This is a genomic window from Trabulsiella odontotermitis, from assembly GCF_001188485.1.
Classification (GTDB): Bacteria; Pseudomonadota; Gammaproteobacteria; order Enterobacterales; family Enterobacteriaceae; genus Trabulsiella; species Trabulsiella odontotermitis_A.
Genome location: NZ_JNGH01000080.1, coordinates 25710 through 35056, shown reverse-complemented (window position 1 = coordinate 35056; position 9347 = coordinate 25710). Strand labels below are relative to the sequence as shown.

6 protein-coding genes and 3 pseudogenes are annotated in these 9347 nt (G+C 47.4%); 3 read left to right on the top strand and 6 right to left on the bottom strand.

The window, feature by feature from the left end; all coding sequences use genetic code 11:
• The 3 genes and pseudogenes from GM30_RS10040 to GM30_RS10030 form a co-directional block, all read right to left on the bottom strand.
• A pseudogene (locus tag GM30_RS10040) lies at positions 1 to 612 on the bottom strand (two-partner secretion domain-containing protein); the annotation flags it as partial.
• 51 nt (positions 613 to 663) lie between these two features.
• Positions 664 to 2382: a ShlB/FhaC/HecB family hemolysin secretion/activation protein gene (locus GM30_RS10035; protein ID WP_080993416.1), complete on the bottom strand. Its 1719-nt coding sequence runs from the start codon at positions 2380 to 2382 to the stop codon at positions 664 to 666.
• Positions 2342 to 3129, bottom strand: a pseudogene (locus tag GM30_RS10030) (ShlB/FhaC/HecB family hemolysin secretion/activation protein); the annotation flags it as partial. The gene GM30_RS10035 and the pseudogene GM30_RS10030, both read right to left, overlap by 41 nt.
• A 504-nt stretch (positions 3130 to 3633) precedes the next feature.
• Here GM30_RS10030 and GM30_RS10025 point away from each other — a divergent pair.
• The gene (locus GM30_RS10025; RefSeq protein WP_049848508.1) at positions 3634 to 4251 is read left to right on the top strand and encodes a hypothetical protein; all 618 of its coding nucleotides are present in this window, start codon (positions 3634 to 3636) and stop codon (positions 4249 to 4251) included.
• 62 nt (positions 4252 to 4313) lie between these two features.
• Here the strand turns inward: GM30_RS10025 and GM30_RS10020 are convergent, their stop codons facing one another.
• Positions 4314 to 4748 (bottom strand): putative zinc ribbon protein, encoded by a 435-nt coding sequence (locus tag GM30_RS10020; protein ID WP_049848507.1) that lies wholly within the window; start codon positions 4746 to 4748, stop codon positions 4314 to 4316.
• Positions 4749 to 4997: 249 nt separating this feature from the next.
• On the opposite strand from GM30_RS10020, the pseudogene GM30_RS27185 reads away from it, so the two are divergent.
• Positions 4998 to 5263 (top strand): annotated as a pseudogene (locus GM30_RS27185) (IS3 family transposase); the annotation flags it as partial.
• Between the two features lie 120 nt (positions 5264 to 5383).
• Positions 5384 to 6898, top strand: coding sequence for a YfjI family protein (locus GM30_RS10015; RefSeq protein WP_238582634.1), 1515 nt, complete (start codon positions 5384 to 5386; stop codon positions 6896 to 6898).
• A 283-nt stretch (positions 6899 to 7181) separates the two neighbouring features.
• Here GM30_RS10015 and GM30_RS10005 read toward each other — a convergent pair whose 3' ends face one another.
• Positions 7182 to 7412, bottom strand: a complete 231-nt coding sequence (locus GM30_RS10005; RefSeq protein WP_420802255.1) for a helix-turn-helix transcriptional regulator — start codon at positions 7410 to 7412, stop codon at positions 7182 to 7184.
• Positions 7413 to 7542: 130 nt separating this feature from the next.
• On the bottom strand, positions 7543 to 8166 hold the full coding sequence (locus GM30_RS10000; protein ID WP_049848504.1) for an inovirus Gp2 family protein: 624 nt from the start codon (positions 8164 to 8166) through the stop codon (positions 7543 to 7545).
• Between the last annotated feature and the right edge of the window lie 1181 nt (positions 8167 to 9347).

The window sequence follows — 9347 nt, the reverse complement described above, 5'->3', positions numbered from 1 at the left end:
TCGCCTTTCAGCGCGCTGACACGCCCGTCTGCTGTGATGCGGTTGGCCCCGGCAATCACCGTCAGGTCTTTCGCATGCAGGGCGGCGTTAATGTCCGTGGCGCGGGTANTGCAGGTTGCCGCTGGCATCCAGTACCGGTTTCCCGGTGGTCAGCGTCACATTCGGGGTATTGATAAAGCCGCAGCCGTTACAGGTAACACCGTACGGGTTGGCAACAATCACGTTCGCCGCCTGGCCCGCCACTTCGGTATAGCCCTGAAGCTGTGAACGGTTAGCGCCGGTGACTTCGTTGATAATGCCTTTCGCTTCCTGCCCGGCTTTCAGATTCGGGTTGTTCTGAATAATGCCACCAAGCTGCGTCTGGTTGAGTTTGCCGGTGGCGTTATTGAGGATTAACCCCTCTTTACCGACGTTATAGTCGTTGTATTTGTTATGTGAGATCCCCGCGCCATTGGGTGTGGCGATATTCACTACCGGTACCCCGTTTCCGGCCTTGTCCATCTTCGTGTTGCCGGAAGGCGTAATGGTGGCACCGATGACGGGCAGTACCGGCTGCCCGGCAATCAGGATACTGACGAGATAACTCAGGATACGGCGGTGGAGGGAAACCATGATACCGGTGTTAAGGGAAGAGTGTTTGTCCATAACAGTGAGTTCCTGAGGTTAAAACGCCAGAGCGATACGGTAATAAATGACCAGGTGATCCGGGGCAAGCCAGTCCGGATATTTCACAGGGGTTCCCACGGTAAACTGGCTGGAAAAATACCGGTTCGCGCTGGTCAGCCCGACCGCGGCGCCCCATAACGTGCCACTGGCATACGGATCCTGGTCGTCCTGTTTCAGCCAGCCGCCATCCAGCGCCGCCATCACGCTGATTTGCCCCATCCACGGCAGGGTAAACAGTGAGTAATTCAGCTCATTACGCAGATAACCGCCGTTATTGCCGGAAATATACTGTTCCTTAAAGCCCCGCACCGAGCTTTCTCCACCCAGCGTGAGTTGTTCGGCGCCGTAAAGCCGGTCCGGTGACCACTGAAAGTAAACGCTGCTGAGCCACCAGAGGTCTGTTGCTAACGGACGCTGAAAACTGCCGTTAATGCTCCACTTGCGAAATTCAGCCCGTGGCACATCACCGCGTTTGTCATTATCATCTTCCGCGCCCAGCCACGGTACACCGTGGGTGAACGAGGGGTTGAGCGTCGCCACACCACCGGCCATTTTTTGCGTATGGTTGATGCCGACCATCACGCCGGAGAACCTGCGGCTGCTGCTCTGAAGCAGCACGTCATCAAGATAATTGTGGCTGATGCGGTGCGTCATGCCGGTCGTAATACCGGTTTTGATATCGCCGTTGCGAAACACCACCCACGAACCCGTAAGCCGGTGTATCTCGCTGTCACCGGTGGAGCGCCACGGCCAGCCGTTGTTATCAATGGTGCTGAGGTAGTTGCTCCGGCTGTAGCTGTAATCGAGCAGGCCGTAGCCGTACGGCACGCTGACGCCGGCAGCAAAATTCTGCGCATCATGCGAATTTGAAAAATCGCTGCTGCGCCCGCCGCTGACGAACCATTTATCCGCCAGACCAAGCAGGTTATTGCCGGTCAGCGCGCCGCTGAACTGGCCCGTGCCGGTACTTTTCTGCCCGCTGTTGTCGAAACTTACCGAACCACTCAGCGGAAATTCCGGGGCAGCGGTGAGATTCACAACTGACCAGCCCTGTTTGTCTCCGGGCTGGATTTCAATTTCCACCGGCGTCTGGCGCACGCGGTTCAGTTGCTCCATGCCCTGTTCGATGTCGCGCAGGTTGAGGATTTTCCCTTCAAGGCCAGGGAAGGTCATGGACAGCGTCCGCTGCGGCACGCCTTCCAGTCGGATTTGCTGAAGCCGGCCTTCCAGCACCGTCAGATGCAGCACGCCGGAGGAGAGGTCCTGCTCAGTCAGAAAGGCGCGGCTGGTGATATATCCCCGGCTGATATACCAGTCGGAGACGGCGTCAGTGACCTGCGTCAGGCGGGCCATGTCCAGGCACTGATTCAGCCAGGGCGCGGTAATCGCGTCGGCGTCGCGTGGCGATAATTTCGTATTGCCACTGATTTCGATACGAGAAATGGTAAAGCACGGACCTTCTGTGGTCGGAGGTACGGCAGGCGCAGTCGGACGGGGCAGCGGCGTGGTGCGCTCAAGTTCATCACGCTGGCGCTGGTTCTGTTCAAGCAACTGTTGTTGCTGCTGTTGAATGGTATCGCGGTCAGCCGGAGAGAGCGGTGCCGCTGTGGCGCGCACGCACGCTACCGCCAGCAGGGTGAAACAAAAGAGGCCCCTGACGACGAAATATCTNNCCGTACGGCACGCTGACGCCGGCAGCAAAATTCTGCGCATCATGCGAGTCTGAAAAATCGCTGCTGCGTCCGCCGCTGATAAACCATTTATCCGCCAGACCAAGCAGGTTATTGCCGGTCAGTGCGCCGCTGAACTGGCCGGTGCCGGTGCTTTTCTGCCCGCTGTTGTCGAAACTTACCGAACCACTCAGCGGAAATTCCGGGGCGGCGGTGAGATTCACAACTGACCAGCCCTGTTTGTCGCCTGGCTGGATTTCAATCTCCACCGGGACCTGGCGCACCCTGTTCAGTTGCTCCATGCCCTGTTCGATATCGCGCAAATTTAATACGTGGCCTTCGAGTTCCGGGAAGGTCATGGCGAGTGTGCGTTGCGGCACGCCTTCGAGGCGGATTTGCTGAAGCCGGCCTTCCAGCACTGTCAGATGCAGTATGCCGGAGGAGAGGTCCTGCTCAGTCAGAAAGGCGCGGCTGGTGATATATCCACGGCTGATATACCAGTCGGATACAGCACTGGTGACCTGTGTCAGGCGGTCATGTCCAGACACTGATTCAGCCAGGGGGCGGTAACGGCATCAGCATCGCGCGGTGATAACTTTGTCGCTCCACTGACTTCAATACGGGAAATGGTGAAACACGGGCCTTCTGTGGCTGGCGGCACGACGGGCGTAGTCGGATGAGGCAGCGGCGTGCTGCGCTCCAGCTCATCACGCTGACGCTGGTTCTGCTCAAGCAACTGTTGTTGCTGCTGCTGAACAGCATCCCGGTCAGCCGGAGAGAGCGGTGCGGCCATGACGCGCACGCACGCTACCGCCAGCAGGGTGAAACAAAAGAGGCCCCTGACGACGAAATATCCGCATAATGGCTTCCTGCCCATTCTCCGCCCTTAAGGTAAACTTCGTATGAAAATTGATCATGAAAATATGCCAGAAGGGATTTTTTGTAAATAACATTATTAAATGTGCATGTATTGTAAGAAAAACTAATACTTCCTGCCCATTCTCCGCCCTTAAGGTAAACTTCGTATGAAAATTGATCATGAAAATATGCCAGAAGCCAGTTTTTGTAAATATCCTTATTAAATGTATATGTAATGTAAGAAAATCTAATGTATTCAGCCTTCTTCCGGCAATGACGATAACCGCTAATTAACCGGTTTATAGAAAAACAGAGGAAAGGTATTGTATCGATACACAGGGTCGTAAGATGGGACAGGCTGCGAACTGCTGTCGTGACGAGTCATTTTCCTGCCCCGATAAACCAGGAGTACGTCATACGCCTGCAGCAGGGAGTGAAAATGAAAGCAAAGAAAAGAAAAAATGCAGGGACGCCATGGACAATCGCTGAATTGTCTTTTCTGGAAAGAAACTATGGTGTGCTGAAAGCCGATGACATTGGAAAACATCTCGGGCGTACTGTCGGGGCCGTATACAGCATGGCAAAATACTGCGGTTGTAATTCAGTACGCCATGCATGGTCTGCTACGGAAAAAGAAACACTAATATCCGGCTGTCGTGAAGGTGTGAGTATGGAGAATCTCATATCAGCGTTGCCGGGGCGTACCCGTTCAGCAATTTTGTCTGTGATGACGAAAATGGGCATTTCCCGTCGCCGCTGGGGAAAAAAGGAACTGGGTATTCTGGCAAAATATTATAATGCTGAAGGCGTTAATGTCATCGGACGTCTGCCCGGAAGAAGCGAATCTGCCATCAGGAATCAGGCTCAGATGCTGGGACTGGTGTTCAGCGCAGGCCGGAAAATGCAGAGATGGACAAAAGAAGAGTTAACATTGCTTGAAAAGCATCTCCATCTGGCACTTCCGGACCTGTGCAAAATGTTTGCAGATCGCAGTAGCCGATCCATTCGCCAGGCACGAATGAGATTAAAACGTCGCCAGCACGGACCGCGGGACTGAGGGCTGAATAATAAGGCTGCGATATGAAAACAACAAGAAAGCCAGATGGATTGTTTACGTCGTTATGACCATGTAGCACTGGTGCTGACAGAAGAAAGATAAGCAGTCTCCTGGCGCTTATCTTCGATACTGTAGATCCCGGTGCCACACGGTATGCACAGTTTTACTCCCTGGTAGTGTTGTCCGCACCAGACGCAGTGCCAGGACAGCACCGGCTCGGGGACTACCATCTCCCCAATGGAATTACGCAGCTTTCTGAGCCTGGCTTCTGCTTTAATTTCGGGGTCAGAATGAACACAACTCATCAGTGTACTGGCAGGTACCGTACTCTGGTCATGCCAGAACCACGGTTTTTCGTCTGCACTCCCGGGCTGAACGTACAGAACACAGCCACAGGAGGGGCAGGTCAGTGATCCCGGTTCGCCGGTTGCGGCTTCGTTAGCAGTGATAAAATGGCCGTTGTCGGTATTCGCGAGATAGCATTTCATCATTCGCATACCAGTCTCCTTAAACACACCGCAAGAAGCACGAGCAGGCAGAGCAAAGCTAAAGACGATGGCGGTTTCTGGCCGCCAGTAAGCGTGAGTATTCTCATTTTTTTCTCCGTTACAGCCAGATACCGCGCAGGCGCACTCCATCCCGTTAAGGGCAAAAGGACAGGGAAAACGTGGCGGTATGGCTGCAGAAAGGGTTATCGGGTATTAAGATGATAAGAAATAGGCTGTCGGTAACATCAGACGCGGTAGTACGCCAGAATGGCAGTACTTGAGCCTGAACACAGATTGGTGTACAGCCCGGGCAGTAACAAAATGGACTGGAGCTACGTGAAAACGATGAAGCGTGAACACATAGGTATCATGCCAAAACCAGACGGGTTAACAGCGGCAAAGAACCTTACCGTGGCCTTTAAACATTAATACGAATGGCACCCACATTGTGCACAGGAATATCGTTCCTCGCGGCAACATCTTTCAGTAATGGGTTAAGTGATAAAAGGCGTGTGGAAATATAGGGACCAGTTCACTCCATACTTTTACTGTACAGTTCAAATGATGCGTAAGATATACCTTTCTTGAGGTGATATTTTTGTTTTATGATGTAAGAATCATGAATGATAAGGGAATAAAGGAATATGAGTGAACTATCGAATATGCATCAATCTGCAACTCAAATAAGAGATGAGCACCAGACTACTCAGCAAAGTATATCTGCTTTGCAGCAATCAGGTGCCTATCCGTTCGGGGTATTTCCTCCGGTACTCCGGGATACTATTTATTCGTTAGTGTTAAATGTTCAGGCTCCTGTCGAACTGATTGCGGGGGCGGTACTCTCAGCGGTGTCTCTGGCATGTCAGACTTTCATTAAAGTTCAGTTTCCTGATGGCCGCATCAAACCATGTTCACTCTATAATATAGTACTCGCGGGTTCGGGCGAAAGAAAGTCAGCAGTATATTCACTGGTTATGCAGCCTTTTCTGGATTATGAAAAAGAACAGATATATGAATATGAGCAGGCGTTAAAAAAATATAAGCTTCAGTTGTTAATATGGCAGAATAAACAGAATGTTATTATGAAGAAAATGGCCAGAAAAATGGAGAGGAATGGGGATTATGAAGATGAAGAGAATGAGTTAGTAGAGCATGAACTGGAAAAGCCCGTCAAACCTCCCAGAATGAAACTAATCTATTCGGATACTACCCCTGAAGCTTTACAGTACAGTCTTTATGAAAATATTTCATCTGCCGGGTTAATGTCAGATGAGGCCAGTGTTTTCTTTGCCGGGAGGGCTAAAAACAATCTTGGTTTTCTGAATCAAATGTGGGATGGCTCTCCATTTGATATTGAACGTCGAAGTTCAGAAAGTTTTTCGGTTGAAGGCTCTTTTACCATGCTTCTGATGATTCAGCCTGATCTGTTTATGCAGTACTTTATGAAACATGGAAAAATTGCTAAAGGGTCAGGATTTCTTGCACGATTTCTTGTCTCCTCTGTAAGTTCAACTCAGGGGCAACGTCAGCCGATTATTCAGAATAATTTCGAGGATCTGTTAGGAAAATTTCATGCCAGGATTAAGGAACTGCTGGTAAATGTTAAAGAGCATATGCAAAATAATGTTGAACCTGAAAGAATACGGTTGTCTCAGAGTGCGGGGATAATACTTTTTGAATATCAGATGGATATAGAGAGACTTATAAGTGAACATAAAATCGAGGCTTTAACATCTTTTTTATCAAAGGTACCGGAAAATCTGGTCCGCCTCGCTGCATTGTTTCACTATTTTTGTGAAGAAGATGGCGATGAGGTGACAGAGAACACTTTTAAAAATGCCCGTGTGGTTATGGACTATTATATTAAACAGTCGATGGTGCTTTACACCAGAACACTCGCATCACCTGAGCAGGATGCTGAATATTTGTATCACTGGATGTTAACTCAAGTCAATCGATTAGAAGGAGAGTCACCAAAATTATGTAAGGCTTATGTACGCCGACGGGTCAGCCGAACACATCTGAGAAACAACGGACGATTAAATGCAGCCCTAAAGGTTCTTACAGAAGAAGGTAGAATTACCATTGAGTGTGAAAAAAATAAAAATGGCAGCACAAGTGAGATGATATGTTTTGACTTTCCGACATGCCATTACTGATAAAAACATCAGAAACATAGATGCTACTCATGCTACGTAGCATGAGTAGCATCATGCACAACATATTGATCTTCATAATTTTGAGTAAAAAACAGCCAATGGAGATGTCGAGATGTATCATCTCTGATGCTGTTGTTGTCTTCCTTTTCGCTCTCACAAAATTAACAAGGACTATTTTTATCAAGTATATCAGCGCGGGAAAGTATTAATATATTTATCTTTTTGATTTTAAAAATTCTGCCTTGATTATAAAAGGCATGACAGCGTAACATGCAGGGGGAAATTATAACTCCTCAGACTGCATGATATTACTCCGTGAATCTATAATACGTTGCTGAACCCATTTTTCCACTTCACTGAGTAACCAGCGGGAGTTTCTTCCCAGTTTAATGGGCTTCGGAAACTTCCCTTCGCTAATAAGCTTGTAAAACCACTTGTCACTGCATCCACTGTATTCGGTGATAAAGACCATATCCACCAGCTTGTCATTCATCAGGTCAGTGCTGCTGCTCATATTTGTCATGACGTTGTCTCTCTGTCTTTGATTTGAGTAAAAGACAGGAGCACCTGAAAGATTCATTTCACTGAAACCCTGGTACTCCGCCATAACATTGAACATGTGAGTAAAATAATATTTTTCAGGCTCAGTACTGACTACTGCCAAAATTACGCTGGCCGTCGCTATAGTCCTTACTGTATTCCTTTGCCAGATAGTTTATCCAGTTCAGTGCTTTCTTCAGTTCAGATTGATAATGCTTCCCGTTCCTGTTAAGGTGCAAATAGCACGGTGATGGGAAGTTTACGTATGGATAATATTTTTTAGAATCATCTTCACTCTTCCGTTTTAATGACCGGGCCCATGCTTCCATAATCATGAAAGCGAGGTTGTGGATATAGTCACCTTGCTTCGATGGGTGATATGTTCCGGGATAAGCAAAGGTATCTTTGTTAAGAAATAATGCAACATGATAATGCTTCCTGCCGCACTCATGAAATTCACGCGCCCATACAAATCTGACTTTACACAAATGAACGCGTTTACCCATTTTACCTCTGGCCAGCATATCAGCTTCAATCTGCGCTTTAAGAGACTCATGGAAGCGAGTAATTAACCCAGAGTCACTGTTATAACTTTCATCCGGCACTAAAAGGTCCACTCTTACTAGCAATGTTCTTGGACATTCCTCTATGCTTTTTCCCAGTGTAGCTTTGATTTTCTTAAGATGTCGGGGGTTCAGTATTCCGTAAGCAGCAGTATTAATGCTCATGATTGTATTCTGTTTTTCCTGATGAAGTATGCAGCGTTTAAGGGGGGTATGTTATTAGCATAGTTATCCATGGTATGGTTATATTTCAATTATATTGAACGGGTGATATATTACTGTGACTATATTGTATTTTGTATATATGCTATATATAACAAAGCCAACCCGACAATATATGTGACTTAATTCATGTAAAAACAATAAAAGAAGAAATATTGATATATAAATTATAATCCATCATATAATACTCTGAAGTTAGTATCTTAAGTGTTCTGTGTTTTCACTTAAAAGTAAAAGTATTAAGACAGGAAATATGCAAAATTAAGCATGACTAAAATTGCGGAGTCGTGCGCTTGTTCTGATGAAAAATTGTTTTAAACTGCGTCTGTCGAAGTTATATTCAAATGTTCTTACCACTATGCCAGCAAGTTGAAATGTCGACTGAGGTAATATGCAATGAATGGAGGCCATCAGCCGAGAAGGACGGGACAAGGATAAGGTTTTTCTATGAGGGGATGCCTCGGCGGTTCCGGCATATAACCCGATTAGCGAAGAGTAGGCATACCGTGAGACATAGGCTTTAAGTGCTGTCATTTTTATCTGACATCACTGTTCGCGAATCCGCAAGCAAATTAACAAGCTGAAGATGACACTAATGCTGTTTTGTATATAGGGTATAGACAATCGTTCTATACCCTAATCATCTTATTTGCCAGTGGACTTACTAGGCTTTAATCCCGGAGTATTACCGGGAGTATCTTTATTATCACGTCGGCGTTGATCCGGTTTTCCTGTCGATTTAGCGATTGGTTTAGGACCAGGTTTAAGACCCATGATAGTTATCCTTAAGATGTTCGGGAGAAAGCCTCCCAAAGTTGGTATATGTGAAATAGTAAATATTATCAATATGGATAACTCGCCGTTTTGTGATTTACTCGTCATTATTTGAGCGATGTCAATTTTCTGGTACAAAGCAGTTAAAATACAGATATATGGTAACAGCATAAGTGTATCAAACCTCAAACGTGAGGCGATTGCTCGTTCCCCAATAGTCTGGTCGGCTTAAGCGGGCTACTTACAGTATGCCTTGAGGTTCCTTATTTGATAATATTGCCCATTAATAGTTCGGGATTAACTTTTGCTCATCTATTAGCAATGTCTGGCTGCATGCGGTGAGCATCCTC